The following is a 1,250-nucleotide window of genomic DNA, read 5'->3' as shown; positions in this document are numbered from 1 at the left end:
GCCATGCCCAGGTACCGGGAAACGGCCGGGAGCATACGAATGCGATCATGCTCATTTCCGCCATCGACTTGGGGAAATTCGCCAGACTGTGATTCATCGCCTGTCGGATTTTATTGCGTAGAAGTCGGCCCCGGACATCCGGAGCGGCATATGCCGCACAGCCTTGAGGTCGAACTGATGTTGTGAGATTTGCAGGTTGTCGCGACACAGTCGGCCGGACTATCCCCGCATTTCTGCTTCACTTTGCAGATCGAACCCGAAGGCCCGATTGATGGCTGCGCGCGTATTGGTCTGCAAGCCATGATGCCGGATACCCTCGTTGACTGCCTGTTCAAGCGCGGCAGGACGCGCACCTGCACCGCTGCCCGTAGGCACCAGTTGCGACCAGGACTGTCCCTGCTCTTCCAGATGCACCAGGAACCGGTTGACGCAGGAGCGGTATACCTGAGTCAGTTCTTCGGGCAGATCCTTCAGCAGATCCTTGTGCTCCTGAAGATCCGGCGCAAGCCGAACTCTTTCGCCTTGCAGCCTGAACCCGAAGGCCTGGTTGATGGCTGCGCGCGTGCTGGTCTGCAAGCCATGATGCCGGATCCCCTCGCTGACTGCCTGCTCAAGCGCGGTAGGACGCGCACCCGCACCGCTGCCCGCGGGCACCAGTTGCGACCATGACTGTCCCTGCTCTTCCAGATGCACCAGGAACCGGTTGAGTCTAGAGTGGTATTCCTGACCCAGTTCCTCAGGCAGATCCTTCAGCAGATCCTTGTGCTCCTGAAGATCCGGCATGAGCCGAACTCTTTTTATGTCGCTTTGCAGCCTGAACCCGAATGCCTGGTTGATGGCTGCGCGCGTGCTGGGCGGCAAGCCATGATGCCGGATACCCTCGTTGACTGCCTGTTCAAGCGCGGCAGGACGCGCACCCTCACCGCTGCCCGCGACCACCAGTTGCGACCATGACTGTCCCTGCTCTTCCAGATGCATCAGGAACCGCCTGACGCTGGAGCGGTATGCATGAACCAGTTCCCCGGGCAGATCCTTCAGCAGATCGATGTGTTCAGGTAATGCCGGCACGAGCCGTGCACGGGGCTTTGCGCGACTGCTGCCCGGGAGGGGGGCAGCCGGCTGTTGACGCCCTGGTGCGCTCAGGCTGTCATGGATCTGCTGTTCCGCATGGGAAAGCGGCAGTCCACGCGCCTGCTCTGCGTGGGCCCAGTCAACCAGCGCCGTCCCTGCCGGATCTGCCCCCCGGTCTT

General features: G+C 61.4%; 1 protein-coding gene. It reads right to left on the bottom strand.

The window, feature by feature from the left end:
* Positions 1–219: 219 nt before the first annotated feature.
* Positions 220–1,250, bottom strand: a 1,031-nt coding sequence (locus tag HV796_RS42555; RefSeq protein WP_175233593.1) for a hypothetical protein, incomplete at its 5' end; no start/stop codon positions are given.

The sequence above is a fragment of the Paraburkholderia humisilvae genome (genome assembly GCF_902859855.1).
GTDB lineage: Bacteria > Pseudomonadota > Gammaproteobacteria > Burkholderiales > Burkholderiaceae > Paraburkholderia > Paraburkholderia humisilvae.
This window is presented reverse-complemented; position numbering and strand designations above follow the sequence as displayed.